Below are 25,464 nucleotides of genomic sequence, written 5' to 3'. Positions count from 1 at the left end.
TTTTGACAAGAGAGTTACCTAAGCAAAATTCTCAACGTTTCTCAATCGCCCATCTTCAGCGCCTGGATAAACGCCTCCTGCGGGATATCCACCTTGCCGAACTGCCGCATCCGCTTCTTGCCCTCTTTCTGCTTGTCGAGCAGCTTGCGCTTGCGGGTTACGTCGCCGCCGTAGCATTTGGCGGTGACGTCCTTGCGCAGCGCCGAGATGGTCTCGCGGGCGATGACCTTGCCGCCGATCGCGGCCTGGATCGGGATCTTGAAGAGATGGTGCGGGATCAGCTCCTTCAGCTTCTCGCACATCTGCCGGCCGCGCTTTTCCGCCGCCGTGCGGTGCACCAGCATGGACAGCGCGTCGACAGGCTCCTCGTTGACCAGGATCGACATCTTGACCAGGTCGCCCTCGCGGTAGTCGGTCAGGTGATAGTCGAAGGAGGCGTAGCCCTTGGAGATCGACTTCAGCCGGTCGTAGAAATCGAAGACGACCTCGTTGAGCGGCAGATCGTAGGTCAGCATGGCGCGTTTGCCGACATAGGACAGATCGGCCTGGATGCCGCGCCTGTCCTGGCAAAGCTTCAGGATGCCGCCGAGATAGTCGTCCGGCGTCAGGATGGTGGCGCGGATCCACGGCTCCTCGATGGCCGATATCTTGACCACGTCGGGCATGTCGGCCGGGTTGTGCAGCTCCTTCACCGTGCCGTCATTCAAGAGCAGCCGGTAGACGACCGAGGGCGCGGTGGCGATCAGGTCGAGGTTGAACTCGCGCTCCAGCCGCTCCTGAATGATCTCCAGATGCAGCAGGCCAAGGAAGCCGCAGCGATAGCCGAAGCCGAGCGCGGCACTGGTTTCCATTTCGTATGAGAAGCTGGCGTCGTTGAGGCGCAGCTTGCCAACGGCGGCGCGCAAATCCTCGAAATCGGCGGCGTCGACCGGGAACAGGCCGCAGAACACCACCGGCTGGGCCGGCTTGAAGCCGGGCAGGGCGTGGGCGGTCTGGCGCTTGTCCTCGGTGATGGTGTCGCCGACGCGGGTGTCGGCCACTTCCTTGATCGAGCCGGTGAAGAAGCCGAACTCGCCGGGGCCGAGCTCGTCGACATTGATGCGGGCCGGCGTGAACACGCCGGTGCGCTCGACGAGGTATTTGGCGCCGGTGCCCATCATGCGGATGGTCTGGCCCTTCTTGAGCACGCCGTCGATGATGCGCACCAGGACGATGACGCCGAGATAGGCGTCGTACCAGCTATCGACCAGCATCGCCTTCAGCGGCGCCTTGATGTCGCCCTCGCGCGGCGGCGGCAGGTCGTTGACAATCGCCTCCAGCACGTCGGGAATGCCGAGGCCGGTCTTGGCCGAGATCAGCACGGCGTTGGAAGCGTCGATGCCGATCACCTCCTCGACCTGCTCGCGGATGCGCTCGGGCTCGGCGGCCGGCAGGTCGACCTTGTTCAACACCACGACGATCTCGTGGTTGTTGTCTATGGCCTGGTAGACATTGGCCAAAGTCTGCGCCTCGACGCCCTGGCTTGCGTCGACCACCAGCAGCGAGCCCTCGCAGGCGGCCAAGGAGCGCGAGACTTCATAGGCGAAGTCGACATGGCCGGGCGTGTCGATGAGGTTGAGGATATAGTCCTCGCCATTGTTGGCGCGGTATTTCAGCCGCACCGTCTGCGCCTTGATGGTGATGCCGCGCTCGCGCTCGATATCCATCGAGTCCAGCACCTGCTCCTTCATGTCACGCGCCTCCAGCCCGCCGGTGGACTGGATCAGCCGGTCGGCAAGCGTGGATTTGCCATGGTCGATATGGGCGACGATGGAGAAATTGCGGATGTGGTCGAGGGGCGTCGTCATGCGGCGCGCTTTAGCAGGGGCAGGGTTGAGGGGCAAGCGGCGGGGTCTTTTCCCTTCTCCCCTTGCGGGGATCGGCGCGTTGGCGCCGAGACGTGAACGCCGCGATCCTTCACACCCCCCTCTGGCCTGCCGGCCATCTCCCCCGCAAGGGGGGAGATCAGATGTCGCGCGGCTTTCGCCAATCGCCAACGTTGCAGAAGAAGCGCCAGCGCTTGAACTGCCAATCTCCCCCCTTGCGGGGGAGATGTCCGGCAGGACAGAGGGGGGTGCCTCGAGCCGGCTTTCCGCATTGAGGGGTATCCTAACATCACAAACCGGTGAAGCTGTAACGAAGCCCTCCATGCCGGCGAAATGGGAGCATACCCGCCAACGGAGACTGTTTCCCATGACTGGATCGAAGACAAGGATCGGCCTGCTTGCCGGCGCGATGCTCGCAGCCACGATGGGCGCGGCGGCCGCGCAGCCGCTCACCGTGGTCGAGCTGTTCACCAGCCAGGGCTGCTCGTCCTGCCCGCCGGCCAACGCCAATCTGATCAAGGTCAAGGACCAGCCGGGCGTGCTGGCGCTGTCGTTCAACGTCACCTATTGGGACTATCTCGGCTGGAAGGATACTTTCGGCCGCAAGGAATTCACTGAGCGCCAGGTGACCTACGAGCCGCCGCTCGGCCATGACGGGCCGTTCACGCCGCAGGTGGTGGTGAACGGCAGAAGCGACGCCGTGGGCGCGGCGCCTGGCGAGATCCAGAGCCTCATTGCCAAAAGCGGCCACACAAAGGGTCCGGACCTTTCGCTCAGCGGCGGCAAGGTCAGCATCGGCGCCGGCAAGGCGCCGGGCGGCGGCGCCGACATCTGGCTGGTGCGCTACACACGCGGCGTCGTCGAGGTGCCGGTGGCGCGCGGCGAAAACACCGGGCGCACGCTGCCGCATGCCAATGTCGTGCATGCGCTCACAAAGCTAGGCAAATGGAACGGCGAGGCGACGACGCTGCCGCTGCCGGCGGCCACCGGCGGCTTGAGCACCGCGGTGCTGGTGCAGGCGCCACGCGGCGGACCGATCCTGGCCGCGGCCGCCAACTGATTTTTCCTTCTCTTCGCGCGGGGCCGCAGGACGCGGCAACGCAACACCCAGGGCCCGCATCTGCGCGCGCCAAAACCCCCAGAGAGACCAACAAAGGAGACTACCATGACCAAGTTCCTCACGCTGCCGGCGCTCGCCCTCGCGCTTTCCGCGTCCGTCTTCATTGCCGGCGCCCGCGCCGACGAGACGACCAACGCCATGAAGCCCGCCGACGCGATGGCGACCGAGGCGATGAAACCGGCGACGGATGCGATGAAGCCCGCCGATGCCATGAAGCCCGATGCGATGAGCACCGAGGCGATGAAGCCGGCGACGGATGCGATGAAGCCTGCCGACGCGATGAAACCGGCCACGGATGCGATGAAGCCGGCGGATACCACCGCCAACTAGTTCTTGAACACAGACTGCTCGGATATGTTTGAGTCAGCAGGTCGCAGGCCTTGGAGATTGGCCGAAACGCCCGTTACTTCGTCATCCTATGGCGGAAGCAAGGAGCGAAGCGACGCGGCGCAGACCATAGGATCCATGCCGTGACTTCCAAGCGTTGCAGCGGTTTAGAATTCTGCTCCGCTGCGCTCGTCGATCAAGGTCACGGCATGGATTCCAGGGTCTCCGCGACGGAGCTTCGCTCCTGCTTCGCCCTGGAATGACGACGTCGGGAAGGCTTCAGCCATGAGCCGCCGCACGGCAAAGTGAGAACCGCGTGGCGGCTTGGTTCGTATATAATGGAACAACAACAGGAGATCAGGACATGAACGGCATCGATAAAAAGGCCGCGCGGCGATCACCGTTCCGCGGCGCGCTTGCGGCGCTTGGCCTTGCGGCGGTCGCCGCGGCCGTGCTGTGGCAGAGCCCGGCCCGCTCGGCCGAGGACGCGGTGGTGATCCCGCCGCCGGCGATGGACGAAAAGGCCACGAGCGGCAGCGAGAAGGCGATCTTCGCCGGCGGCTGCTTCTGGGGCGTGCAGGGCGTGTTCCAGCACGTCAAGGGCGTCAGCAAGGCGGTGTCCGGCTACACCGGCGGCAGCGCCGAAAACGCCGTCTATGAAGTGGTCGGCAGCGGCCGCACCGGGCATGCCGAATCCGTCGAGATCACCTACGATCCGTCGAAGGTCACCTACGGCCAGCTGCTGCAGGTGTATTTCTCGGTCGCGCACAATCCGACGCAGCTCAACTACCAGGGGCCGGATTCCGGCACGCAGTACCGCTCGACGATCTTCGCCGAGAACGAGCAGCAGAAGAAGGTCGCCGCGAGCTATATCGCCCAGCTCGACAAGGCCAAGGTGTTCGGCAAGCCGATCGTCACCACGCTGGAAACCGGCAAGACCTTCTATCCGGCCGAGGACTACCATCAGGACTTCCTGACGCTGAACCCGACCTATCCCTATATCGTCTACAACGACCTGCCGAAGATCGAGAATCTGAAGTCGCTGTTCCCGCAGCTCTACAGCGAGAAGCCGGTGCTCGTGCTGGCCTCCAGCAAGAGCTGAGAGACCGTTTGGAAATTCTACTCCGGCGGCCATCTGATGGTGGTTTCTGCGCTTCCGGCCTTCGCCGGCCGAAGCACTCATGAGTGGCGTGGCAGCTAAATTAAGGCTACGGCCGGCGTAGGCCGGTGCTCACGGACCTGATGCTGGCCTCCAGCAAGGGCTGAGAGGCGCCGGCCAGCGTTGGCAGGTGGCATGCCCTTGGCGATTGGCCGAAACGGCCGGCCTCGTCATCCACGGGCGGAGCAAGGAGCGAAGCGACGCGCGCAGACCCGAGGATCCATTCCGTGACTTCAACGCGCCGCTACGGTGCAGAATTCTGCTCCGCTGCACTCCTCGATCAAGGTAACGGCATGGATTTCAGGGTCTGCGCGCGTCGCTTCGCTCCTTGCTCCGCCCTGGAATGACGAGGTTGGGGAGGCTTCGGCCAATCTCCAGCGCTTGCGCTGATTCTCGGTGAAAATCCTGCCCGCCGAGAAGCGGCAACCTGGCCGCCCGCAGCCGCCGGTCAGCTTCTTGGCACAGGGATTTCGACCGCCGGTATGTCTGCGTTGGCAGGCGGCATGCCTTGGCGATTGGCCGAAACGCCCATCGCTTCGTCATCCACGGGCGGAGCAAGGAGCGCAGCGACGCGCGCAGACCCGAGGATCCATTCCGTGACGTATGAGCGCCGCTACGGTGCAGAATTCTGCTCCGCTGCGCTCTTCGATCAAGGTAACGGCATGGATTCCAGGGTCTGCGCGCGTCGCTTCGCTCCTTGCTCCGCCCTGGAATGACGAGGTTAGGAGGCTTGCGCCAATTCCCGGCGTTTGAGCAATGTGAAGTAGCTCATAGAGCTATACTTGCGTTTTTCTAACATTGACAACGCACGTTCTGCCGCTACATAATCGTTGCCGTCCTTCTTTCTAATTTTCTGCTTCAGCCGTCCGGAAACCTGTTTCCGGCACCGGTTCTTGTTGGCTGCGCTCGAACCATCGGGGGAGGAATGACATGGCCAGCATAAAAGTGTCCGTCTACACCAATGGCGACGACGCCTTCGTCGCCTGGGCGCCCAGCGACTTCATCGCGGGATGCCGGGGCTTCCTTCTGGAGCGCGGCCGCAAGGTCGGCGCCACCGAGAGGATCGATCCGGTGGAGAACCGCGTCGGCTTCACCAAGGACAAGCCGAAATCGGGCGACCACAGGCCGTCCGACGTCTGGCCGTTCCAGCGCTTCAACTGGACCGACCATGCGGCGGACGTCGGCAATATCGTGCGCTACCGGGTGACGGCGATGATGAGCGCCGGCCCAGGCAAGCCGCTGACCAAGGGCGTTTCCAGCGACTGGACGGACTGGAAGACGCTTGCCACCGACGCCGGCGGCGGCTTTTCCTGCTTCTTCAACCGCGGGCTGGTGCTGTCGCAATTCGTCGCCCGCTACATGGCCAAGAACAAGCTCTCGCCCGCTGCCTTCAAGAAGAGCCTGCAGACCAATGGCGACGCCAAGTTCCGCGCCTTCCTCGAGGGCGACCTCGGCCTCCGCATGGTCGGGCTGACCCAAGTTGCCGGCGACGAACTGCATGCAGCGCTTTATGAGCTTGGCGACGCGACGCTGGAGACGGCGCTGATCGGGCTCGGGCCGCGCCTGCATCTCATCCTCGCCAACGGCTCAGATAAAAGCGGCGACGGCAACAAGGACGCGCGCAAGAACCTCAACGACCACGGCATCGCGACCGTCGACCGGATGCTGAAATCGAAGGGTCTCGGCCACAACAAATTCGTCGTCGTGTCCAAGGACGGCGAGCCGAAGATGGTGTGGACCGGCAGCACCAACTGGAGCACGACCGGCCTGTGCACGCAGGTCAACAACGGGTTGCTGATCGAGGACGCGGCGGTGGCGACGCATTTCCGCAAGCATTGGGACCTGTTGAAGGACGCCTCGCCGCCGAAGACCGACCCGGCCAATTTCACGCCGGCGCTGATGGCGGACAACGATGCGCCGAAAACCTTCGCGATCGGCAGCGCCAAGGCGACGGTGTGGTTCACCCGCACTTCCGACGGGGCCGACATGGATGCGCTGCGCGACGTCATCGGCTCGGCCAGGCAGTCGGTGCTGTTCCTGATGTTCACGCCGGGCAAGCAGGGGCTGCACACGCTGGCCGGCCAGCGCGCCAGGGAAAAGGGCATGTATGTGCGCGGCGTGGTCTCTACGCTGAGCGCCGACGAGGGCGGCACCGAGCAGAATTTCCTCGACATCGACCTGGTGAGCAGCGACCGGACATTCACGCCCGACCGCTACGCGGTGGCGCAGCCGCAAGGCCTCGACGCGGCGCTCGGACCGTGGATCGCGGAGGTCAACCGGCGCAGCTTCCTGTCGCAGATCGGCCACGCCATCGTGCACTCGAAGATCCTGGTGACCGACCCGCATTCAAATGACTGCGTGGTGGTGACCGGCAGCCACAATTTCTCGGCGCCGGCGAGCCAGAAGAACGACGAGAACCTGGTGATCGTCCGCGGCCACAGGAAGCTTGCCGCCGCCTATGCCACCTACGCGATGTCGGTCTACAGCCATTACCGCTACCGCTCCTACATCCGCGAGATGCGGGCGCAGGGCAAGACGCCCTGGAGCTATCTCGACGACGACGATCAATGGCTGAAGACCGAGCTCAGGACCAAGGCGCGGGAAATCGCGTTTTGGACGGGGCAGGTTTAGACCTTCTCCCCGTTCACGGGGAGAAGGTGCCCGAAGGGCGGATGAGGGGCAGCGCCGGCGTTCGTAATTGGGGCGCCGGGAGCACATGGTCGAAAGTCGGCGCCGCCCCTCATTGCCCTGCCGGGCATTTCTCCCCGTAAACGGGGAGAAAGAAGCTCACTGTCCAGAACTGTCAGGAGCAGCGTCGATTTTCGGTTGCAGCGGGCGGCATCCGACCTATATCAGGTCACATTTTCCAGCCGGCCATTTTTCAGCATGTCATCCATCATCTCGATCTCCGGTGTCACGAAAACCTATGCCACCGGCTTCAAGGCATTGAAGGAAATCAATCTCGACATCGAGCGCGGCGAGATCTTCGCGCTGCTCGGGCCGAACGGCGCCGGCAAGACGACGCTGATCTCGATCGTCTGCGGCATCGTCAACCGCTCGTCGGGCAGCGTCAGCGTCGATGGCCACGACATCGGCAAGGATTATCGCGCCGCGCGCAGCCTGATCGGGCTGGTGCCGCAGGAGCTGACCATCGATGCCTTCGAGACGGTCTGGGCGACGGTGAACTACAGCCGCGGCCTGTTCGGCAAGGCCCCCAACCCGGCCTTCGTCGAGAAGGTGCTGCGCGACTTGTCGCTGTGGGACAAGAAGGATTCCAAGGCGATCACGCTGTCGGGCGGCATGAAACGCCGGCTGATGATCGCCAAGGCGCTGTCGCACGAGCCGCGCGTGCTGTTCCTCGACGAGCCGACGGCAGGCGTCGACGTCGAGCTGCGCCAGGACATGTGGGCGATGGTGCGGCGCCTGCGCGAGGACGGCGTCACCATCATCCTGACCACGCATTACATCGAGGAGGCCGAGGCGATGGCCGACCGTGTCGGCGTCATCAACCGCGGCGAGATCATCCTGGTCGAGGGCAAGGCCGAGCTGATGCGCAAGCTCGGCCGCAAGCAGATGAAGCTGGAGCTGCGCGCGCCGCTTGCCGCCGTGCCCGACGGCCTGTCGGGTTATGCATTGGAATTGTCTCCTGACGGCAGCCAGCTCACCTACACCTACGACAACCAGAGCGACCGGCCGGGCGTCGCCTCGCTGATCCGCGACCTCGAGGCGGCCGGCGTCCAGTTCCGCGACCTCGACACCAAGAACAGCTCGCTCGAAGAAATCTTCGTCAGTCTTCTGAGGCAAGAGCCATGAACCTGCGCGCGGTATGGGCGATCTACCGGGTGGAGATGGCGCGCGCCTTCCGCACGGTGCTGCAGAGCATCATCTCGCCGGTCATCTCGACATCGCTCTATTTCGTCGTCTTCGGCTCGGCCATCGGCTCGCGCATCACCGAGATAGACGGCATCAGCTACGGCGCCTTCATCGTGCCCGGGCTGATGATGCTGTCGCTTTTGACGCAGTCGATCTCGAACGCCTCCTTCGCCATCTATTTCCCGAAATTCGTCGGCTCCATCTACGAGCTGCTGTCGGCGCCGGTCTCCTATCTCGAGATCATCATCGCCTATGTCGGCGGTGCGGCGACCAAGTCGATGATACTCGGTCTGATCATCCTGGGCACGGCAGCGCTGTTCGTGCCCCTGCGGATCGAACATCCGTTCTGGATGATCGCCTTCCTGGTGCTGACGGCGGTGACCTTCAGCCTGTTCGGCTTCATCATCGGCATCTGGGCAAAAACCTTCGAGCAGCTGCAGCTGGTGCCGCTCCTGATCGTCACGCCGCTCACCTTCCTCGGCGGCAGCTTCTATTCGATCCACATGCTGCCCGGCATCTGGAAGACGGTCACGCTGTTCAACCCGGTCGTCTACCTGATCAGCGGGTTCCGCTGGAGTTTCTACGGCAAGGCGGACGTTTCGGTCGGCGTCAGCCTGGGCATGACGCTGGTGTTCCTGGCCGTCTGCATCGGGATTGTCGCCTGGATTTTCCGGACGGGGTATCGGCTGCGGAATTGACGCGCTCCGGATTCTGCGCTGGAGCAATTGCGAGCCTTCGCGATTAGCCGCAACGTCCGTCCCTGTCGTCATTCTATGGCGGAGCAAGGAGCGGAGCGACGCGCGTAGACCATAGAATCCATTCCGTGACGTCAAAGCGTTGCGACGGTGCAGAATTCTGCTCCGCCGCATCCCTCGGCAAAGGTAACGGCATGGATCCTCGGGTCTGCGCGCGTCGCTTCGCTCCTTGCTCCGCCCGTGGATGACGAAGCAGCGAGGCTTCGGCCAATCGCGAGACGTACCAGCCCGGTTCAGATCGCTTTGATCAGGCGCAGCAGCCCGAGCATCTCCATCAGCGTCCCCCTTCGGAACGCGATGTAGGTCGGCTCCTCGACCCCGTGGAAGCGGCGCTTGAAGGCCGCCTGACCCTGCAGGTTGAAGCGCGAGCGGTTGACCCAGGGCGAGTTGTAGGCGCGCTGGAAGGCGCCGCGCCAGAAACCCGATTCGGCGAAGCCGCTGGGCTCGATATCGAGCAGTGGCGAGAGACCGAGCGTCACTTGCGAGATGCCTTCCTCGCGAAAACGGTCGACGGCGAATTTGGTCAGGCCGACCTCGGCATGCGGCGTCGCATCGACCTGCTTGCGCTTGAAGGAGGTGGTGTAGCCGATGACCTTGCCGTCGCGGAACAGCGGGTCGAAATCGAGGATGGCGAGAAGCCGGCCTTCGGGGCTGTGCAGGAGGAAGCGGCGCATGTCGGCGCCGAGCTCTTCGGAAAAGCGACGATTGAGGAAACCCATCTCCCAGCGCTTGATAATGCGTTCTTTGCGCCAGTCGGCGGAAAGCTGAACTATCTCGTCGAGCAGTCCGTCGCCGCTGTCCTCGGCGAGGGTAAAACCTTTCTTCGTCAGCCAGCGCTCCGAATAGCGCACGGTCTCGTTGCGCTTGCCGGAAAAGTCGTGCGTCGCCAGCAGCAGCCTGGTGTCGATGCCGAGGCGATTGACGTGGTAGCCGAGGCCGGCCAGCACCTTGGCTGTGTCGGCGCCGATCTGGACGAACCAGGGGCCGCCGGCGGCCTCGACGAAGCGCTTGATATAGGCCGGGCGGTCTACCGGATCGGCCACCGGATCGCCCAGCGCGAAATGACGGCTCATCTTGGTGCCGAAGGCGATGTAGCCGTCCCCGTCGCTGAAATAGGACAGTTTCTGCTGCACCGCCGTCGAATAGGCGAGCGAGAAATCGCCGTGGCGGCGCACCAGCGCCAGGCGCTCCTCATCTGTCAATTCGCGCCGCGGCACCTTGGGCGCCACGGCATCGAGAAGCCTGTCGAAGTAGATGCGCAGGGGCGCCATGAGCTCCGCGTGCCAAGAATGGATGACCTGCCGCCCTCAGGTCGCGAATCGCTGGCGACCGATGCCGGTCGCGTCGCGTCAGCGCGATATAGGATGCAATTGGCGGCGAATGAAGGGCAAATGTCCGAAAGCGCCGGCTGTCGCCCATCGGGGGACGGGTGAGAGCTGCGACGCTTGCGCAGGCGGGTCGCACGCCTCGATGGGATGAGCAGGACGCCCGCCGCTTCGTCATCCACGGGCGGAGCAAGGAGCGTAGCGACGCGCGCAGACCCGAGGATCCATTCCGTGACTTTTAGGCGCCGCGGCGGTGCAGAATTCTGCTCCGCCGCGCCTACGATCGAGGTAACGGCATGGATTCCAGGGTCTGCGCGCGTCGCTTCGCTCCTTGCTCCGCCCTGGAATGACGAAGTTAGGGAGGCTCCGGCCAATCCCCGGGGCTTGCGCTGATTCTCGGTGAAAAATCCTGCCCGCCGAGAAGCGGCGACCTGGCCGCCCGCAGCCGCCGGCCAGTTTCCTGGCACAATGGTTTCGACCGTCGTTATGTCTGCGTTGGCAGGTGGCATGCCATGGAGATTGGCCGAAACGCCCGCCGCTTCGTCATCCTCGGGTCTGCGCGTCCGCTTCGCTCGCTCCGCCCGTGGATGACGACGTTGGGGAGGCGTCAGCCAATCCTCAACGTTTGCGATCATGCTCGCCCGCGCCGCTTCAGCGCACTACACCGCGATCTTGCCGCCGCCCTGCTTCGTAATGGTGACGACCGCCGGCCGCACCGGCATGTCCGGCTTGAAGTCCGGCCAGCGGGTCGACGGGTCCTCATAGTAGGACGGGCGGCCAAAACCTTCCCAGTCCTCGCCGCCGTCGCCCGGATGCTGCACGGCGACGAAAGCGGTCCGGTCGTCCGGCGTGAACAGCGGGCCGCACATTTCGGCGCCGATCGGCACGCGGAAGAACAGTTTCGACGTCGCCCGCGCGGCGCCTTCCGTATCGACCGCCCACAGGCCGTCGGTGCGGCCGGTGGCCTTCGGACCCTGGCCGTCGGTGGCGACCCACAGGCGCCCGGCGGAATCGACCGCGCAATTGTCCGGCATGCCGAACCAGCCATGGGCGGTGGTGGCGGTCGAGAAGGTGGCGCCGACATCGGCGACCGAGGGATTGCCGCATTTCAGCAGCACTTCCCATTTGCCTTTGCTGGCGGCGAAGTCGCCGCCATCCTCGACGATCTCGATAATGTGGCCGAAGGCGTTCGCCGCGCGCGGATTGGCGGCGTCGACCTGCTCGGCCTTGCGCTTGGAATTGTTGGTCAGCATGACATAGACCTTGCCGTTGCCGGCATTGGGCTGGATGTCCTCGGGACGGTCCATCTTGGTGGCGCCGAGCAGGTCGGCGGCGCGCCGCGTCTCGATCAGCACGTCGGCCGGGGAAGCAAAGCCGTTCTGCGCCGTCAGCGGACCTTGGCCGAACACGATCGGCATCCATTCGACCGAGCCGTCCTCGGCGAATTTCGCCACATGCAGCGTGCCGTCGTCGAGCAGGTCCATATTGGCCGCGCGGTCATCGGGATTGAACTTACCCGCGGTGACGAATTTATAGACATAGTCGAAGCGCTCGTCGTCGCCGAGATAGAAGACGACGCGGCCGTCCCTGGCGACGATCGATTCGGCGCCCTCATGCTTGAAACGGCCCATGGCGGTGCGTTTCCGCGGCACCGAGTTCGGATCGTTCACGTCGACCTCCACGATCCAGCCGAAACGGTTCGGCTCGTTCGGTTCCTTGGCGAGGTTGAAGCGGTCGTAATGCGCGCCCCATTCATAGGCGCCTTCCGGGATGCCGAGGCGCTTGTAGTTGGCGGCTTCCTTGTGGCCCTCCGGCAATTCGCCCGAGAAATAGCCGTGGATGTTTTCCTCGGCCATCACATAGGTTCCCCAGGGCGTGACGCCGCCGGCGCAATTGTTGAGCGTGCCGATGACCCTGGCGCCGGATGGATCGGCATTGGTCTTGACGCGGTCATGACCGGCGACCGGGCCGGACAGCGCCATTTCCGTGGTCGACATGATGCGACGGTTGAGCTTGCCGTCGCGCACGACCTGCCATTTGCCGCCCTGCTTGCGGATCTCAACGATGGTGCCGCCATGCGCGGCCATCTCGACGTCGACCTGCTCCTTGCTGAGCGGCGCGACCTCGGCGGCCTTCTTGCCGTCTTTCTCGACGATGTTGACGATGCCGGGAAACATCAGATGCGGGTTGGTGTATTCGTGGTTGACGACCAGCAAGCCATGCTCGGCCGAGCCGTCGATCGGGATATAGCCGACATAGTCGTTGTTGTAGCCGAACTGCCGGGCCTGGGCCCCGGCCGACTGCTTCAGCGGATCGAAGTCCGGCGAATCGGAAAACAGCGGATCGCCCCAGCGCAGCAGCACGTCGGCATCATAGCCCGGCGCGACGTGGTGCTTGTCGTCGATGCCGGCCTCGAGCTCGTCGAAGTTGAAGGCCGAGCCTTCCGCCGCGCGCGCCTCGTCGGCGGCGACCAGCGCCAGCGGACTGACGGTGGCGGCGATGGCCGAGACGGCCAGCGAGCCCATGAGAAAGCCGCGGCGCGAGAAACGCGCGGCGATGATCTCGCCCATGGTGCGGTTGTCGGTCGGGTTGACGGGCGGGCCGTCATTCTCCTCGAGCTGGCTGGTGCGGAAGCGGGTCTCAGGGGTCGCGGTCATGGGATTGTTCCTCTGGCTTCTTGAGGTGGCTGGAGTTTCGACCTTTCGACCCCTAAAGCTGAACGATCACATTTTCGTGACATGGGCTTCGACGTAGTTCCTCGGTGATTGGCGAAGCCGTCGATGCCGCCCCCTTTCTCCCCGTCGCTATACGGGGAGAAATGCCCGGCAGGGCAATGAGGGGCGGCGCCGACCTAGCAAACAGAGGCGCCGTGACGATCGCTTCAGCAAACAAGGCCTCGGGCGTGCAATGCTGATGGCCAATGCTGGCGCCGCCCCTCATCTGCCTGCCGGCACCTTCTCCCCGTATAGTGACGTATAGTGACGGGGAGAAGGGGACTTGCCGCGGCTTTCGCCCAATCCTCCACCGCCCAGCTTGACGGTTTCGCCCGCTTCGGAAACAAGGGCTGCGGCCGGCGTGGCGACGGCGCTTCAAAAGGGGGGACGGCGGTGAGTTTCTGGGGACTGGCGCAGCTCGGCATTTCCACGGTGATGTTCCTGCTGGCGGCGATGGCGGCCAAGCAATGGGGGCTGGCGCCGAGCTTCGCCAAGCTCTTGCTGACCCTGGCGCTCTACACGGCGGGCAATCTGATCATGCTGAGGCTGGTGCGCGAGTTCGGCATGTCGGTGTCGTTCAGCCTGTCGGCGGTGATCCAACTTGTCTCGGTCAACGTCGTGGCGCTCGCCTTATTCGGCGAGCGGCTCAATGCTTTCCAAGCAACCGGGATGATGCTGGCGATCGCTGCCGTCGCGCTGATCACGCTCGGGCCCTATATGCAGAGGCTGTAGCTGGACCCGAGAGCTCGAATGAAATCGACCGCCAATGCGCTGCTCAACAGGTTGGAATTCCCCCTGCTGCTGGCCGGGCTGGTGATCGCCGGCGGGCTGTGGGGCCTGGTGGAACTCATGGAGGTGGCGCGCGCCACGACGCCGCATGCCTTCGACACCGAAATCCTGCTCGCCTTCCGCCATGCCGGGCAGCCGGACAGCCCGATCGGCCCGCTCTGGCTGGAAGGCGCGGTTCGCGACGTCACCGCGCTCGGCAGCTCCGCCGTGCTGGTGCTGATCACGACGGCGACGATCGTCTATCTGCTCTTGATCCGCAGACCCTCGACGGCGCTGTTCATGTTCGTGGCGGTGGCGGGCGGACAGGTGCTTTCCAGCCTGCTCAAGCTCGAGGTCGACCGGCCGCGGCCCGATCTCGTCTCGCATCTCGTCAACGAGACGTCGCTGTCCTTTCCAAGCGGTCACGCCATGCTGTCGGCGGTGACCTATCTGACGCTCGGCTCCTTAGCCGCGCGCTTCCTTCCGGACCGCAGGACGAAAATCTTCGTGCTTTGCCTCGCGGTACTGACCACCGTGCTGGTCGGCGCCAGCCGCGTCTATCTCGGCGTCCACTGGCCGTCCGACGTGCTTGCCGGCTGGTGCGCCGGCTTTGCCTGGGCCATGCTGTGCTGGCTTGCGGCACGCCTGCTGCAGCGGCGCAAAATGGTGGCCGACAGCGACTGATCGATGGCGATCGCAGGCCGGCCCGCAATCGGCATTTCAGTCGAGACCGAGCGCCGCGACCTCGCCTTCGCCCATCAGCGGCACGAAGATACTTTTGCCGTCGGTGCCGATGTCGGCGCTGCCCGGCTTGAAGGCGGCGACCACCTGCGGCGCGCCGCCGGGCTTGTAGCTGTAAAGCGTGCCGGTCATGTAGGCGGTGGCGTAGATGGTGTCGCCAATAGCGACGACGCCGTCGAGGTCGGCGAAATTCTGCGCGCCGGGCAGCGGCGTGACCTTCCTGGTGGCGAGGTCGACCGACAGCAGACCGCCGGGCTCGGCGGTGCTGAAGTCGGTCTTGTCGATGCCCTTGCCCCAGGACGCCACGATCAGCCTGCCGCCATCGGCGAACACGCCGTTGGGCGAGGCGAGAGCCGCGTCCTTGACGAACAGTTCCGGCTTGTCGCCGTCGATGCGGTAGATGGCGTCGGCCAGCATGTCGCTGACATAGACCTTGCCGGCGCTGTCCTGCGTCATATCGTTGAGGAAGACGGCGCCCGGCACCGCGATGGTGGCGACCAGCTTGCCGCTGGCGAGATCGACGACGCGCAGCTTGGTGATGTCGGCGGCATAGAGCTTGCCGCCGGAAATCGCCATGCCCTTGGGTGCGTCCATGCCATCGACCCAGTGACGGGTGATGACCTTGCCGTCCATCGACAAGAGCGACAGGTAGCCATTGCCATCCGCTTCGCCGGGATTGCCGGCGATGTTGGAGACGATGACGCGGTTGCGGGCGGTATCGACAAGCGCCGATTCCGGCTGCTCGAAGCCGGTGGCGCGCCAGAGCTCGCCGGCCTGCGCGACAGACATGGCGAAAGCGCCGATGGCGGCGAAGGCGGTTGAGGCGACGAGGTGTTTCATGGGGTGCTCTCCTTGATGACGGCGGAGAGCTAGTATTTCCGATACTTTCCTGGAAGCCGGAACGAGGCTAGTATCGCAATTCAATACGAATTCGCACGAACGAGGTGCATTCCATGAACGGTCCGATCTTCGAGGCGCTGAAACGGACGCTGAAGGCCAAGGGCCTGACCTACCGGACGCTGGCCGAGCGCATGGGCATTTCCGAGCCGACGGTGAAGCGCATCTTCCATGAGCGCAACTGCAAGCTCGACCGGCTGATCGAGATCTGCGCGGCGGCGGATGTCGAGCTGGAGAACGTGCTCGGCGCAATGAACCGGGGGCCGGGTCCGGCCAACCGCGTTTCACCGGAGATCGAGCGCAGGCTGGCGGCGCGGCCGGCGCTGCTGTTCGTCTTCATCATGCTGTCGGAGAAATTCACGGCCGAAGGCATCATGCGCTCGCAAGGCCTGAGCGAAGCCTCGATGTTCCTCTATCTGCGCGACCTCGAGGAGCTCGGGCTGGTGGCGCTGGGGCGCGGGCTGTCGGCAAGGCTGCTCGTCGACACGCCGATCCAATGGGATTTCGAGGGGCCGCTGAAGCCGCATTTCGAGACGACCAACAAGAACTTCGTCGGCTGGGCGATCGCCCATATGGAACGGGCCGCGACCTTCATCAGTTTTTCCAGGCGGATGCGGCCGGAAACGGCGGAGATGCTGCGCCGCGAGGCCGAGGAGCTCGCCGAACGCGCCAGGCTGCTTGCCCATCACGACCAGCACACCACGCCGGAGGACCAGCTCACCGGCTACAAATGGACCTTTGCTTTCGGGGCGACGCCGTTTCCGGCAATCATGCCGATCGGACCGCATCCGAGAGATGCGGGTGCCAGGGCGGCGAAGGAGAAACGGGCGCTGCCGGCATAGTGAGGCGCTTCTCCCTTCTCCCCGAGGGGCCCCTTGTGGGAGAAGGTGTCGCCGAAGGCGACGGATGAGGGGTGTTCCAGGGAATGAGATGTTGGCGATTGCGGCTTTAGACGAGCGCGTTGGCCAAGCTGGATCACCCCTCATCCGTCTCGGCGCTGCGCGCCGATCCACCTTCTCCCACAAGGGGAGAAGGGAGAAGCGCTAGGCCGCCTTTGCTTCTTCCTGCGGTCCGGCGAGATCGCCGCGCGCCTTGCGGGCGAGTTTCTTGGCCGAGCGCTTGGGGCTGTCGCCGAACAGGTCGGCGGCGTCGGCAAGGCAGGCCTTGGTCAGGCTCTTTTCGGAGCGCTTCAACAGCTTGCGCAGAAGCTTGGTCTCGTCGGCCGGGCCAAGCGGCTCGCCTTCGGCATCGAGCAGCGCGCGCATGACGAAGACGTCGTGCAATTCGCCGAGCTCTTCACCAAGCTTGTCGACCGCCTTGCGGCGCGCCTTGATCGGCGTCGGCCACAGACGGCCGAGCAGGGACAGATGCATGGAGTGCGTCTTGGCCGCCTTGCGCAGATCGTGAAAATCCTCGTCCTCGCCGCGCGCCTGAGCCTTGTCCAGCGCCTTCTTCGCCCGCCGCAAGGTGGCGCGGGCGCCGTCGGCCAATATGTCAGCGGCGTGCTCCGGCTGATCGGGCAGGGCCAGCCTATCGATGCGCTCCAGGCCTTCCTGGCAAGCGGCTATGGCCGCATTGATGGCGGCGTCGAGGCCAGGACCGGCATGAAGCTCGTGCTGGCGCAGCACCAGCCGTTCGCGCACCGGATCGAGACCGCTACCGGCGGAATGTTCCGCGGCGAGACGGTCGACGGTTTCGATCAGGGCGGTGGCTTCGCGCGGGCCGGCGAGCAGCGCCGACACCTGCTTGTAACATTCATTCTCGGTCTGGCAGAACGGTTCGTCCCCGGAACGAACCAGGCGCAGCAAGGCGCGCACGCTTTTCAGCCGCTTGCGGCATTTGTGCAGCCCCTGCTCCGGCTTCTCGCGCGCCGTCTCGAGATGACCGATTGCCTTGCCGATCTCGTCGGCCAATATGCGCCTGACCTCGCCGGTCAGTGGCGAGCGCGGATCTATGCGAAAGCTCATGCGGCGATCTCCGGAATCCCCCCGAGGGCCAGCGACGCGTTGTAGAACCTCGACTCGCCGGTGACCTCGCGACCGAGCCAGTCGGGCAGCATTTCGTCAGATACGTCCTCCGGCGTCTCCAGCTCCGCGATCACCAGCCCCGCGAGCTTTGCGCCGAACACATCGACTTCATAGAGATAGCCGCGGTGTCTAACATGGTGGCGTGTCTTCTCGATGACACGCCCGACGGCAAACGCCATCAATTCCTCGGCCTCGTCGAGCGGGATCGGATATTCGAATTCGTCGCGCTCGCGCGCCCTGTCGCCGAACTTCAGCGTCAGCTTGGCGGAGCGCCCGTCGCTGATGCGCACACGCACCGTGCGGCCGGGCTGGGCGGCGAGATAAAACTGGCGGATGCGAATATGCGCCTCGACCCTATCGCGCCAGGCGGGACTGGAGACCAGGAACTTACGCTCGACTTCCTTGCCCATGGCCGCGCACTAAAGCCTGAGAGGGTCGAGAAGGCAAGCCGGGTCAGACTTCAAATTTGACTTTAATCAATCGAATGATTAAAGTTGGAGCATGAACAAGCAACCAGGTGTAAAAAGGCAGCAGCGCGAGGCCAGCACCGCCGATCAAACGCGCGCGGCGCTGGTGCAAGCGGCGCTCAAGCTGTTCGGGCGGCAAGGTTTCGACGGCACGTCGACGCGCGCGATCGCGGCGGAGGCCAAGGCCAATATCGGCTCGATCGCCTATCATTTCGGCGGCAAGGAAGGCCTGCGCGCCGCCGCCGCCGATCATATCGTCGACACCATACAAGGGATCGCCGGCGAGGCGCTGGGCGGTGCTCAGCAAGCCGCGCCGCTCAACCCGGAGGCGGCCCGGGCCCAGCTTTTCGCCGCGCTCGAGCGGATGGTGGGCTTCGTCGTTGCCAGTCCGCAGGCCGGCGAGATCGTACAATTCGTACTTCGCGAGCTCTCGCATCCGACGGCCGCGCTCGACCGCATCTATGCCGGCGTGTTCGAGCCGACGCACCGCAGGCTGTGCGAGATCTGGGAGCAGGCGACCGGCGAGCCGGCCGAGAGCGAGGCAACCCGGCTCACCGTTTTCACGTTGATCGGCCAGGTCATCTATTTCCGCATCGGCCGCGAGGCGGTGATGCGCCGGATGGGCTGGCGCGAGATCGGCAATGAAGAGGCCGCCAAGGTGGTGGCGGCCACGACCGACAACCTCAGGGCAATGCTGGCGGCGCGCAGGCCTGCCGCCGGCGGGAAGGGCAAATCATGAGCTTTCTGTGTTCGCTGCCGCTCGCGGCGCAGCTGTTCGGCGCCTGCACGCCTTCAGCGCCTTTGGCGGTCGGCTATGTCGAGGGCGAATATGTGCTGATGGCGCCGATCGAGGTGGCGCAAGTCGCGACGGTCGGAGTCAGGCGCGGGGACCGGGTGACACCAGGCATGCCAGTGGCGACACTGGAAGATGCCGACGCCAAGATCGCCGTGACGCAGGCGCAAGCCGCACTGGCGCAGGCCGAGGCGCAGCTTGCCGACCTGCAGGTTGGCAAGCGGCCAGAAGAGATCGCCGTGCTCAAGGCGCAAGTGGACATGGCGAAAGCCCAGGCCGCCGACGCCAAGCGCAAATATGACCGCGCCAGCGACCTCTACAAGCGCGGCACCGGCACGCAGGCCGACTACGATACGGCCTCCGCCTCGCTGGAGACCGCCAATGCGCAGGTCGGCCAGGCCGAGGCCAATCTCGCCGTCGGCGGGCTGCCCGGACGGGCCGAGATGATCAAAGCGGCCGAGAACCAGGTCAAGCAGGCGCAATCGGAATTGGGGCAGGCTAAATGGCGCCTGTCGAAGCGTGTTCTTGCGGCACCCTCGCCCGGGCGCGTCAACGACGTCATCCGCAATCCTGGCGACACCGCCGGGCCAACCGCGCCGGTGATCTCGATGCTGCCGGACGGCGCGGTGAAGCTCAGCGTCTACGTGCCCGAAAGCGCGTTTTCGGCGGTCAAGGTCGGCACCGAGCTCAACGTCCGCTGCGACGGCTGCGGGACGGGACTGAAGGCACGCGTCAGCTATGTGTCGCCGGATCCGGAATTCACGCCGCCGGTGATCTACTCGCTGGAGAACCGGCAGAAGCTGGTCTACCTCGTCGAGGCGCGGCCGGAAGGCGATGCCGGCCCGCTGCAGCCCGGCCAGATCGTCGACGTCGATCTCGCGGATTTGGGGCAATGAGCGTCATCGACGTCCGCGGGCTGGTCAAGCGCTTCGGCGACAAGACCGTCGTCGACCATGTCACGATGACGGTCGCCGAAGGCGAGATCGTCGGCTTCCTCGGGCCGAACGGCTCGGGCAAGACGACGACCATCCGCATCATGTGCGGCCTGCTGACACCCGATGAAGGCGAGGGCACGGTGCTGGGGTTCGACATCCTTACCGACGCGCTCAGGATCAAGCGCGAAGTCGGCTACATGACGCAGAAGTTCTCGTTCTACGAGGATTTGACGATCGGCGAGAACCTCGAATTCGTGGCGCGGCTCTACCGGCTGAGACCGGTCGAGCAATATGTGGCGAGAACGCTTCAGGATCTCGGCCTGACGAGCCGCCGCAACCAGCTGGCCGGAACGCTCTCCGGCGGCTGGAAGCAGCGGCTGGCTTTGGCCGCCTGCATCATGCACGAGCCGAAGCTGCTTTTGCTCGACGAGCCGACGGCCGGCGTCGATCCCAAGGCGCGGCGCGAGTTCTGGGACGAGATCCATCGCCTGGCCGGCGGCGGGCTGACGGTGCTGGTCTCCACCCATTACATGGACGAAGCCGAGCGCTGCCACCGCATCAGCTACATCTCCTACGGCAAGATGCTCGCCACCGGCACGGTGGACGAGGTGGTGCGGAACGCCGGGCTGACCACTTTCGTGCTGCAGGGGCCGCGGCTCGACCAAGTGGCCGAAGCGCTGCAGGGCCGGCCCGGCGTCGACCAGGTGGCGCCGTTCGGCGCAACGCTGCATGTCGTCGGCTCCGACAAGGCGGCGCTCGAAAAGGCGCTTGCCGATGTCGAGAAGGAGCACAAGGGCGTCACGGTGAAGCCCGGCGAGACCAGCCTCGAGGATGTGTTCATCCAGTTCATGTCCGGCTCGAAGGACAATATGGCATGAACGCGGTCTTCTCCTTCGCCAGGCTGGGCGCGCTGCTGATCAAGGAATTCATTCAGATGCGGCGCGACCGCATCACCTTCGCCATGATGCTCGGCGTGCCGCTGATCCAGCTGGTGCTGTTCGGCTATGCGATCAACAACGACCCGAAGAGCCTGCCGGCGGCACTCGTGGCGACCAGCAGCGACCCCTATACGCGGGCCATGGTCTCGGCGCTTCAGACCACTGGCTACTACCGCTTTGACCATGTCGCGCAAAGTGCCGAGGAGGCCGAGTTCCTGATGGCGCGCGGCGATGTCTCCTTCGTCGTCACCATCCCAGCCGATTTCGCGCGGCGGGTCGAGCGCGGCGACAACCCGCAGATCCTGATCGAGGCCGACGCCACCGACCCGGCGGTGGCCAGCGGCGCCATCTCGACGCTCAGCACCGTTGCCGGCCAGGCGCTGCTGAGGGCGCAGGGCACGCAGGCAGCAGCCAAGGAAGCGGCGCGCGGCCAGCTCGATGTCGTCGTGCACCGGCGCTACAACCCCGAAGGTATCTCGCAATACAACATCGTTCCCGGCCTGCTCGGCGTCATCCTGCAGATGACGATGGTGATGATGACCTCGATCGCGCTGACGCGCGAGACCGAGCGCGGCACGATGGAAAACCTTCTGGCCATGCCGTCCAGCCCGCTCGAGATCATGATGGGCAAGGTGCTGCCCTACCTGGTGGTCGGCGCGGTGCAGGTGGTGGTGGTGCTGGCGGCGGCGAAGCTTCTGTTTGCCATTCCCTTCATGGGCTCGATGTCGCTGCTTCTGTCGGCGGTGCTGGTGTTCGTGCTGGCGCTGGTGCTGCTCGGCTACACGATCTCGACGATCGCGCGCACGCAGATGCAGGCGCTGCAGCTCACCTTCTTTTTCTTCCTGCCGTCGATCATGCTGTCGGGCTTCATGTTCCCCTATCGCGGCATGCCGGGCTGGGCGCAGATCTTCGGCGAGATATTCCCGCTGACGCATTTCTTGCGCATCACCCGCGCGGTCATGCTGAAGGGCGCGGAGCTGCCGGCAGTGGCGGTGGAAATCGGCTGGCTCGTGGTGTTCGTCGCGTTGTTTGCCGGCGTGGCGTTGGTGCGGTTCAGGCGGACGCTGGATTAAAGTCAAAACCCAATCGCCCTGAACGACCGAGTTCGGCCCGTCGCGGTTGCGGGCGCCAAGCGACGGAAGTCGTAGGCCCAGACAGCGATATCGGCGCCGCCCACTCGCGCCTCGCTTCTGCCTTGGCCTTGACTTGGCCGATTCTTTCAATCGCCGCACGGCCACATTCGGTATTTTTCACCTATGTCTGGTCGTGGCCAAGGGCCCCGGTCTGGCAAGGACAGAACGAAAAATACAAGGGAGAAGTGCAATGAGAGCGCGATTTGGAATATTGACGCTTGGAGTAGACGATCTTGAGAGGTCGCTGAAGTTCTACCGCGACGGCCTCGGATTTCAGACGGAAGGCATCGTCGGGCAAGAGTTTGAGCACGGTGCGATCGTCATCTTCCACCTTGAGCGCGGCAACGTGCTTAGCCTGTTTCCGCGCAGCGACCTCGGACTCGATGCAGGCATCGATCCGACACCTCGCAGCCCCACCGAATTCAGCATTGGCCACAATGTGTCCAGCGAAGCTGAGGTCGATCAGGTGATGGCTCGGGCCGGGGCGGCGGGGGCTCACATCACGATGCCAGCGCGCAAGACCTTCTGGGGCGGCTATGCCGGGTATTTCCAGGATCCCGACGGTCATCTTTGGGAGATCCTTTATAATCCGGCCTACGTGCCGAATGAGGAATGAGACCCTCGAAGTCGACGCACGTGCGTTGAGAGCTATCCCGTCCCGTGGCCCGGCGTTCGCACCGTGGCGAACCGAAACCACCGCCTCGTCTATGCCGCGGCCATGATCCCGGCGTAAGTACCGAAATCGACATTGCCGCCGGAGAGCACCACGGCGACGCATTTGCCGGCGAGGTCGATCTCGCCGGAGGCGAGCGCGGCAAACGCGACGCAGCCGCCCGGCTCGACCACCAGCTTGAGATGGGCCATGGCGTCGCGCATCGCTTGCGCGGCGGCCTTGTCGGAGACGGCGATGGCGCCGGCGAGATTCCTGCGGTTGATCTCGAAGGTGATGGCGCCGGGCTCGGCAGTGAGGAGCGCATCGCAGATCGAGCTGTGGCCGGGCTCGTTCGCGACCCGCTCGCCCTTGGCCAGCGATCGGCGCGTGTCGTCGAAATGCTCCGGCTCGACGGCCCAGACGGCGGTTCGCGGCGAGGCGTCCTTCACGGCGACGGAAATGCCGCTCGACAGGCCACCGCCGCCGCATGGGACGACGACGGCGTCGAGCGCCACGCCAAGGGCTTGCGCCTGCCTCATCAGCTCCAGCCCGATCGTGCCCTGGCCGGCAATGATGGCCGGATCGTCGAAGGGTGGCACCAGCGCCATGCCCTTCTCGATATAGGGGCGGACGACCGTCATGCGGTCGTCCTTGAAACGGTCGAACGGCACCACTTCGGCGCCCATCCTGCGGACATTGCCGACCTTGAGCGCCGGCGCGTCGATGGGCATGGCAATGACCGCCCTGACGCCGAATATCGCGGCCGAAGCCGCCACCCCCTGCGCGTGGTTGCCGGAGGAAAAAGCGACGACGCCACGGCTGCGCTCTTCCTCGCTTAAGCACGACAGCTTGTTGTAGGCGCCACGGATCTTGAAGGAGCCGGTGCGCTGCAGCGTCTCCGGCTTGAACAGGATGCGGCCGCCATAGCGTTTGTTGAGCTCGGGCGACTCGATCAGCGGCGTTTCGACGATCAGGCCGGAAAGCCGCGCGGCGGCGGCGCGGATGTCGGAGATGCCGGGCAGGGTGGTCATGGTGGGCCTCGCGGGATGAGTGCCGGCATGGTGCACGGAAATCGTCGCGGCGCGCCAACGAAAAAATGTGATGGAGACAAGGTTGGCGGTGGTGAGGGCGCGGCGGAGTGCTGATCTCCCCCTTGCGGGGAAGATGGCCGGTTCACCCTCCGAAGCTGCAGCGCAGCTGCTGCGAAGGACGGGCAGGCCAGAGAGGGTGCTGTCCCGCCGACATATCAGCCGTTCAATGCTGAGCACGCTTGCAAGTTGCTGGCTGCCCCACGTTTGCCGGAAAGGCCGGCGTTCCTTCGCACCCCCCTCTGTCCTGCCGGACATCTCCCCCCGCAAGGGGGGAGATTGGCAGCTTCGGCGCCGACGCCCTTCCCTCACCCCAGCAGCGTCCTTGTCCTCTTGCTGCCGCCCAGCTTGCGCCAGTTGTTGAAGCGGTGGGTGGCGGCGGCGAACGAGATCTTCATCTGCTGGGCGACGGTGTAACGCGACTTGCCTTCGTCGAACATACGGTAGCAGCACTCCGCACCTTCCTCGGTCAGCTTGCCGTCCGGCGTCTTGTTATGCGGGTTGGCGGGATCGAACTTTTCGACCTGTTCTTCGACAAGGCCCTTCAGGCGCTGAAGGTCGGCCTCGATGCTGGCGATGAGGTCGAGAACGGGCTTCGCATCGAACTTGTGCGGTGGCTTCTTGTCCGTCATTCAGTTGGTCTCCTTCGATTTTGGCTGTTTGCGCCTATATAGGCGAACATTCGGCAATAATGAAGGGCGAGGCGAATTCCGCTGGATCACCCCATTTGCGCGCGGCCCGCACCGTTCGCGATTGACGTCCGGCAGCCGAAATCCTAGTTTAGAATTATTCTAAACTAGAGTGATCCCATCATGCTTTCCCGCGTTTTCGGCTTCGGCCGCCGTTCGTTCGATTCACTGTCGGAGCAGGAGATCCTGGCGCTGGCGATCTCTTCCGAGGAGGATGACGGGCGCATCTACCGCGCCTATGCCGATGGCCTGGCGCAGGACTTTCCGCAATCGGCCAAGGTGTTCGAGGCCATGGCCGAGGAGGAGGACGGCCATCGCGATTCGCTCATAGAGCTTTACCGCAAGCGCTTCGGCGAGCGCATCCCGCTGCTGCGGCGCGAGCATGTGAGGGGTTATTTCGAGCGCAAGCCCGACTGGCTGGTGAAACCGCTCGGCATCGAGCATGTCAGGCGGCAGGCCGAAGCGATGGAGCAGCAGGCCTACCGCTTCTATGTCGCGGCGGCCAAGCGCACCACCGACGCCTCGACGCGAAAACTGCTCGACGACCTCGCGGTGGCCGAACAGAGCCACGAAAGCTCGGCGCACAGGCTGGAGCAGGAACATGTCCCCGGCCAGATCAAGGTCGAAGAGGCGAGCGCCGAGCAGCGCCAGTTCATCCTCACCTATGTGCAGCCGGGGCTGGCCGGGCTGATGGACGGGTCGGTGTCGACGCTGGCGCCGATCTTCGCCGCCGCCTTCGCCACGCATGATACCTGGCAGACGCTGCTGGTCGGTCTGGCCGCCTCGATCGGCGCCGGCATTTCGATGGGTTTCACCGAGGTCGCCTCCGACGACGGCAAGCTGTCGGGGCGCGGCTCGCCGGTAAAGCGCGGGCTGACGGTCGGCCTGATGACGACGCTGGGCGGGCTCGGGCACGCGCTGCCCTATCTCATCCCGCATTTCTGGACCGCCACGGCGGTCGCCGCCGTGGTGGTGTTCTTCGAGCTCTGGGCGATCGCCTTCGTCCAGAACCGCTACATGCAGACGCCGTTCTGGCGCGCCGCCTTCCAGGTGGTGCTGGGCGGCGCGCTGGTGTTCGGAGCAGGCGTGCTGATCGGGAACGCGTAGGCGCCGCCTTCCCCTTCTCCCCTCACATGAGGACCATGGGGTCAAGAGGTTGATCGGGCTGGCTGCTGGTTTGGTTCGTGGGCAGCTGTTC

At 64.7% G+C, this 25,464-nt stretch carries 23 protein-coding genes; 15 read left to right on the top strand and 8 right to left on the bottom strand.

Going from position 1 to position 25,464, the window contains the following annotated elements; all coding sequences use genetic code 11:
- Window positions 1-41 precede the first annotated feature (41 nt).
- Window positions 42-1,847: a translation elongation factor 4 gene (lepA, locus tag AC0L2L_RS00115; protein ID WP_473575324.1), complete on the bottom strand. Its 1,806-nt coding sequence runs from the start codon at window positions 1,845-1,847 to the stop codon at window positions 42-44.
- Between the two features lie 385 nt (window positions 1,848-2,232).
- Here lepA and AC0L2L_RS00110 point away from each other — a divergent pair, with 385 nt between their 5' ends.
- The 6 genes from AC0L2L_RS00110 (at window position 2,233) to AC0L2L_RS00085 (ending at window position 9,042) form a co-directional block, all read left to right on the top strand.
- A complete protein-coding gene (locus AC0L2L_RS00110) occupies window positions 2,233-2,925 on the top strand; it encodes a DUF1223 domain-containing protein (RefSeq protein WP_473575322.1) in 693 nt (230 codons plus the stop codon).
- A gap of 105 nt (window positions 2,926-3,030) precedes the next feature.
- Window positions 3,031-3,315, top strand: a complete 285-nt coding sequence (locus tag AC0L2L_RS00105) for a hypothetical protein (RefSeq protein ID WP_473575321.1) — start codon at window positions 3,031-3,033, stop codon at window positions 3,313-3,315.
- A gap of 361 nt (window positions 3,316-3,676) precedes the next feature.
- Window positions 3,677-4,414: a peptide-methionine (S)-S-oxide reductase MsrA gene (msrA, locus tag AC0L2L_RS00100; protein WP_473575319.1), complete on the top strand. Its 738-nt coding sequence runs from the start codon at window positions 3,677-3,679 to the stop codon at window positions 4,412-4,414.
- Between the two features lie 987 nt (window positions 4,415-5,401).
- Window positions 5,402-7,102 carry a phospholipase D-like domain-containing protein gene (locus AC0L2L_RS00095; protein ID WP_473575317.1) on the top strand — a complete coding sequence of 567 codons (1,701 nt, stop codon included), beginning with the start codon at window positions 5,402-5,404 and terminating at the stop codon, window positions 7,100-7,102.
- Between the two features lie 255 nt (window positions 7,103-7,357).
- Window positions 7,358-8,284, top strand: a complete 927-nt coding sequence (locus AC0L2L_RS00090; protein WP_473575316.1) for an ABC transporter ATP-binding protein — start codon at window positions 7,358-7,360, stop codon at window positions 8,282-8,284.
- Window positions 8,281-9,042 (top strand): ABC transporter permease, encoded by a 762-nt coding sequence (locus AC0L2L_RS00085; RefSeq protein WP_473575314.1) that lies wholly within the window; start codon window positions 8,281-8,283, stop codon window positions 9,040-9,042. The genes AC0L2L_RS00090 and AC0L2L_RS00085 overlap by 4 nt, the downstream gene beginning before the upstream one ends.
- A gap of 290 nt (window positions 9,043-9,332) precedes the next feature.
- Here the strand turns inward: AC0L2L_RS00085 and AC0L2L_RS00080 are convergent, their stop codons facing one another.
- Window positions 9,333-10,370 carry a phosphatidylglycerol lysyltransferase domain-containing protein gene (locus AC0L2L_RS00080; RefSeq protein WP_473575312.1) on the bottom strand — a complete coding sequence of 346 codons (1,038 nt, stop codon included), beginning with the start codon at window positions 10,368-10,370 and terminating at the stop codon, window positions 9,333-9,335.
- Window positions 10,371-11,083: 713 nt separating this feature from the next.
- Complete coding sequence (locus AC0L2L_RS00075) at window positions 11,084-13,081, bottom strand: PhoX family protein (RefSeq protein WP_473575310.1); 1,998 nt, start codon at window positions 13,079-13,081, stop codon at window positions 11,084-11,086.
- 450 nt (window positions 13,082-13,531) lie between these two features.
- Here AC0L2L_RS00075 and AC0L2L_RS00070 point away from each other — a divergent pair, with 450 nt between their 5' ends.
- Window positions 13,532-13,870 carry a hypothetical protein gene (locus tag AC0L2L_RS00070; protein ID WP_473575308.1) on the top strand — a complete coding sequence of 113 codons (339 nt, stop codon included), beginning with the start codon at window positions 13,532-13,534 and terminating at the stop codon, window positions 13,868-13,870.
- Between the two features lie 18 nt (window positions 13,871-13,888).
- Entirely contained in the window at window positions 13,889-14,590 is a 702-nt protein-coding gene (locus AC0L2L_RS00065) for a phosphatase PAP2 family protein (RefSeq protein ID WP_473575306.1), read from the top strand.
- A 36-nt stretch (window positions 14,591-14,626) separates the two neighbouring features.
- Here AC0L2L_RS00065 and AC0L2L_RS00060 read toward each other — a convergent pair whose 3' ends face one another.
- Window positions 14,627-15,487, bottom strand: a complete 861-nt coding sequence (locus AC0L2L_RS00060; RefSeq protein ID WP_473575304.1) for an SMP-30/gluconolactonase/LRE family protein — start codon at window positions 15,485-15,487, stop codon at window positions 14,627-14,629.
- Window positions 15,488-15,600: 113 nt separating this feature from the next.
- Between AC0L2L_RS00060 and AC0L2L_RS00055 the strand changes: the two genes are divergently transcribed.
- Window positions 15,601-16,386: a helix-turn-helix domain-containing protein gene (locus AC0L2L_RS00055; protein ID WP_473575302.1), complete on the top strand. Its 786-nt coding sequence runs from the start codon at window positions 15,601-15,603 to the stop codon at window positions 16,384-16,386.
- A 201-nt stretch (window positions 16,387-16,587) separates the two neighbouring features.
- Here the strand turns inward: AC0L2L_RS00055 and AC0L2L_RS00050 are convergent, their stop codons facing one another.
- Window positions 16,588-17,511, bottom strand: coding sequence for a CHAD domain-containing protein (locus tag AC0L2L_RS00050; RefSeq protein WP_473575300.1), 924 nt, complete (start codon window positions 17,509-17,511; stop codon window positions 16,588-16,590).
- The gene (locus tag AC0L2L_RS00045; RefSeq protein WP_027169998.1) at window positions 17,508-17,981 is read right to left on the bottom strand and encodes a CYTH domain-containing protein; all 474 of its coding nucleotides are present in this window, start codon (window positions 17,979-17,981) and stop codon (window positions 17,508-17,510) included. Before AC0L2L_RS00045 ends, AC0L2L_RS00050 begins: the two co-directional genes overlap by 4 nt.
- A 91-nt stretch (window positions 17,982-18,072) precedes the next feature.
- Here AC0L2L_RS00045 and AC0L2L_RS00040 point away from each other — a divergent pair, with 91 nt between their 5' ends.
- The 5 genes from AC0L2L_RS00040 to AC0L2L_RS00020 all read left to right on the top strand — a co-directional run bounded on the left by AC0L2L_RS00040 (window position 18,073) and on the right by AC0L2L_RS00020 (window position 22,453).
- A complete protein-coding gene (locus tag AC0L2L_RS00040) occupies window positions 18,073-18,777 on the top strand; it encodes a DUF1956 domain-containing protein (protein WP_473575298.1) in 705 nt (234 codons plus the stop codon).
- Complete coding sequence (locus AC0L2L_RS00035) at window positions 18,774-19,727, top strand: HlyD family secretion protein (RefSeq protein WP_473575296.1); 954 nt, start codon at window positions 18,774-18,776, stop codon at window positions 19,725-19,727. Before AC0L2L_RS00040 ends, AC0L2L_RS00035 begins: the two co-directional genes overlap by 4 nt.
- A complete protein-coding gene (locus tag AC0L2L_RS00030; RefSeq protein WP_473575295.1) occupies window positions 19,724-20,644 on the top strand; it encodes an ABC transporter ATP-binding protein in 921 nt (306 codons plus the stop codon). The genes AC0L2L_RS00035 and AC0L2L_RS00030 overlap by 4 nt, the downstream gene beginning before the upstream one ends.
- Complete coding sequence (locus AC0L2L_RS00025) at window positions 20,641-21,777, top strand: ABC transporter permease (protein WP_473575294.1); 1,137 nt, start codon at window positions 20,641-20,643, stop codon at window positions 21,775-21,777. The genes AC0L2L_RS00030 and AC0L2L_RS00025 overlap by 4 nt, the downstream gene beginning before the upstream one ends.
- Before the next feature lie 250 nt (window positions 21,778-22,027).
- Window positions 22,028-22,453 carry a VOC family protein gene (locus AC0L2L_RS00020; protein ID WP_473575293.1) on the top strand — a complete coding sequence of 142 codons (426 nt, stop codon included), beginning with the start codon at window positions 22,028-22,030 and terminating at the stop codon, window positions 22,451-22,453.
- An 89-nt stretch (window positions 22,454-22,542) separates the two neighbouring features.
- On the opposite strand, the gene AC0L2L_RS00015 is transcribed toward AC0L2L_RS00020, so the two are convergent.
- Complete coding sequence (locus AC0L2L_RS00015; protein ID WP_473575291.1) at window positions 22,543-23,520, bottom strand: threonine/serine dehydratase; 978 nt, start codon at window positions 23,518-23,520, stop codon at window positions 22,543-22,545.
- Between the two features lie 365 nt (window positions 23,521-23,885).
- The gene (locus tag AC0L2L_RS00010; RefSeq protein WP_027170004.1) at window positions 23,886-24,209 is read right to left on the bottom strand and encodes a hypothetical protein; all 324 of its coding nucleotides are present in this window, start codon (window positions 24,207-24,209) and stop codon (window positions 23,886-23,888) included.
- 180 nt (window positions 24,210-24,389) lie between these two features.
- Between AC0L2L_RS00010 and mbfA the strand changes: the two genes are divergently transcribed.
- Window positions 24,390-25,373, top strand: coding sequence for an iron exporter MbfA (gene mbfA, locus AC0L2L_RS00005; protein ID WP_473575290.1), 984 nt, complete (start codon window positions 24,390-24,392; stop codon window positions 25,371-25,373).
- The last annotated feature ends 91 nt before the right edge of the window (window positions 25,374-25,464 follow it).

The sequence above is a fragment of the Mesorhizobium sp. WSM4832 genome, assembly GCF_055811115.1.
This window is presented reverse-complemented; position numbering and strand designations above follow the sequence as displayed.

Bases quoted from the DNA above. Each gene is read 5' to 3' on its own strand.
- lepA (WP_473575324.1), bottom strand. From the start codon at position 1,847: ATGACGACGCCCCTCGACCACATCCGCAATTTCTCCATCGTCGCCCAT.
- AC0L2L_RS00110 (WP_473575322.1), top strand. From the start codon at position 2,233: ATGACTGGATCGAAGACAAGGATCGGCCTGCTTGCCGGCGCGATGCTC.
- AC0L2L_RS00105 (WP_473575321.1), top strand. From the start codon at position 3,031: ATGACCAAGTTCCTCACGCTGCCGGCGCTCGCCCTCGCGCTTTCCGCG.
- msrA (WP_473575319.1), top strand. From the start codon at position 3,677: ATGAACGGCATCGATAAAAAGGCCGCGCGGCGATCACCGTTCCGCGGC.
- AC0L2L_RS00095 (WP_473575317.1), top strand. From the start codon at position 5,402: ATGGCCAGCATAAAAGTGTCCGTCTACACCAATGGCGACGACGCCTTC.
- AC0L2L_RS00090 (WP_473575316.1), top strand. From the start codon at position 7,358: ATGTCATCCATCATCTCGATCTCCGGTGTCACGAAAACCTATGCCACC.
- AC0L2L_RS00085 (WP_473575314.1), top strand. From the start codon at position 8,281: ATGAACCTGCGCGCGGTATGGGCGATCTACCGGGTGGAGATGGCGCGC.
- AC0L2L_RS00080 (WP_473575312.1), bottom strand. From the start codon at position 10,370: ATGGCGCCCCTGCGCATCTACTTCGACAGGCTTCTCGATGCCGTGGCG.
- AC0L2L_RS00075 (WP_473575310.1), bottom strand. From the start codon at position 13,081: ATGACCGCGACCCCTGAGACCCGCTTCCGCACCAGCCAGCTCGAGGAG.
- AC0L2L_RS00065 (WP_473575306.1), top strand. From the start codon at position 13,889: ATGAAATCGACCGCCAATGCGCTGCTCAACAGGTTGGAATTCCCCCTG.
- AC0L2L_RS00060 (WP_473575304.1), bottom strand. From the start codon at position 15,487: ATGAAACACCTCGTCGCCTCAACCGCCTTCGCCGCCATCGGCGCTTTC.
- AC0L2L_RS00055 (WP_473575302.1), top strand. From the start codon at position 15,601: ATGAACGGTCCGATCTTCGAGGCGCTGAAACGGACGCTGAAGGCCAAG.
- AC0L2L_RS00050 (WP_473575300.1), bottom strand. From the start codon at position 17,511: ATGAGCTTTCGCATAGATCCGCGCTCGCCACTGACCGGCGAGGTCAGG.
- AC0L2L_RS00045 (WP_027169998.1), bottom strand. From the start codon at position 17,981: ATGGGCAAGGAAGTCGAGCGTAAGTTCCTGGTCTCCAGTCCCGCCTGG.
- AC0L2L_RS00040 (WP_473575298.1), top strand. From the start codon at position 18,073: ATGAACAAGCAACCAGGTGTAAAAAGGCAGCAGCGCGAGGCCAGCACC.
- AC0L2L_RS00035 (WP_473575296.1), top strand. From the start codon at position 18,774: ATGAGCTTTCTGTGTTCGCTGCCGCTCGCGGCGCAGCTGTTCGGCGCC.
- AC0L2L_RS00030 (WP_473575295.1), top strand. From the start codon at position 19,724: ATGAGCGTCATCGACGTCCGCGGGCTGGTCAAGCGCTTCGGCGACAAG.
- AC0L2L_RS00025 (WP_473575294.1), top strand. From the start codon at position 20,641: ATGAACGCGGTCTTCTCCTTCGCCAGGCTGGGCGCGCTGCTGATCAAG.
- AC0L2L_RS00020 (WP_473575293.1), top strand. From the start codon at position 22,028: ATGAGAGCGCGATTTGGAATATTGACGCTTGGAGTAGACGATCTTGAG.
- AC0L2L_RS00015 (WP_473575291.1), bottom strand. From the start codon at position 23,520: ATGACCACCCTGCCCGGCATCTCCGACATCCGCGCCGCCGCCGCGCGG.
- AC0L2L_RS00010 (WP_027170004.1), bottom strand. From the start codon at position 24,209: ATGACGGACAAGAAGCCACCGCACAAGTTCGATGCGAAGCCCGTTCTC.
- mbfA (WP_473575290.1), top strand. From the start codon at position 24,390: ATGCTTTCCCGCGTTTTCGGCTTCGGCCGCCGTTCGTTCGATTCACTG.